The organism is Priestia sp. BR_2 (assembly GCF_041954005.1).
In the GTDB taxonomy this organism is placed as follows: domain Bacteria; phylum Bacillota; class Bacilli; order Paenibacillales; family Paenibacillaceae; genus Paenibacillus_AQ; species Paenibacillus_AQ lautus_A.
The window spans coordinates 1-1,078 of the sequence record NZ_JAVFHM010000108.1 but is presented as its reverse complement, the minus strand read 5'-3'; the positions used below and the strand labels follow the sequence as shown (position 1 = coordinate 1,078).

General features: G+C 35.8%; 1 protein-coding gene. It reads right to left on the bottom strand.

What is annotated here, in order from left to right:
- Positions 1–221 precede the first annotated feature (221 nt).
- The coding region (locus tag RB298_RS03005) for a helix-turn-helix transcriptional regulator (RefSeq protein WP_486045703.1) at positions 222–1,078 on the bottom strand (857 nt) is incomplete at its 5' end.

Genomic DNA, 1,078 nt, shown 5'->3' with positions numbered 1-1,078 from the left:
TGTAGAGACTAAGACAATAGTACTTAAAAATGACTTTTGATTTACCTGTTTATTCAAGGTACTTTCTCCTCCTTGCTTTTTAGCAAATGGGTAAATAACTAGCATTCTATGGGCACCATCAGGCCTCTTAAATTAAGAATGAATAATAACCCGATACCCTAATATAAATACGTATTTTGAGGCTTAATTGTATGAAACCCTCTTAATGGGAGTTTTCTTTTTTAATTCTCACTGCAAACGATTTCATTTATATCAATAGAAGATATTCTTTTTGGGCTATTTTGATCTACCCAACACTTTCGGTATTTGATGGGGGACATGCCGACAATCCTCGTGAAAATTGTATTAAAATAGTTGGAATTATTATAGCCTACCATAGAAGCAATTTGAGTAGCACTATATTGGGTATTAATTAACAAAGACTGCGCTTCTCCAATTCTACGTCTCATAATGTATTGCATAGGAGCATACCCAGTAGTCTCCTTAAAAATGTGGCACAAGTAAGATAAACTAATATTCAATGTCTCACTTATACTTTCCAACGTGTGATTTTCGGAATAGTGGTCATCAATATATCTTCTTATTCGCTCTCCTAAAATAACTTCCTTATCTTCTTCCTTCTCTATACTTCTATTAATCTGTTTTACCAGCATGACAATAAGAGCTTGTAACAAATGGTGGCTTATTTCCTCAGCTCCAGCATTCTCTGAACAAATTTGGCTATACATCATGCAAAATAGATTTTCGATGTCCTGACTAAAAGCGTCGCTGAACAAAACTGGACTCGCACCATTAGGCAATAGACAATTTTCTCGCATACCCTCTAACTTCAGATCACTTATTCCACAGCTGTATACACTCATTTCTGCTTCCGGATTTGTACGTTCATCATGTATAACACCACTATTGTAAATAAGAACGTCACCCTGTTTAGTATGATATTGACGCCCTCCAATTGTATGAATCCCTCTCCCCTGTCTGATATATAAAATTTCTAAGCGATCCTGATGTACATGCATAACACAAGGTAATTTAGTATGGTCTGCCTCAGCCTTGCAAACGTAAAGTAGTTTAGGAG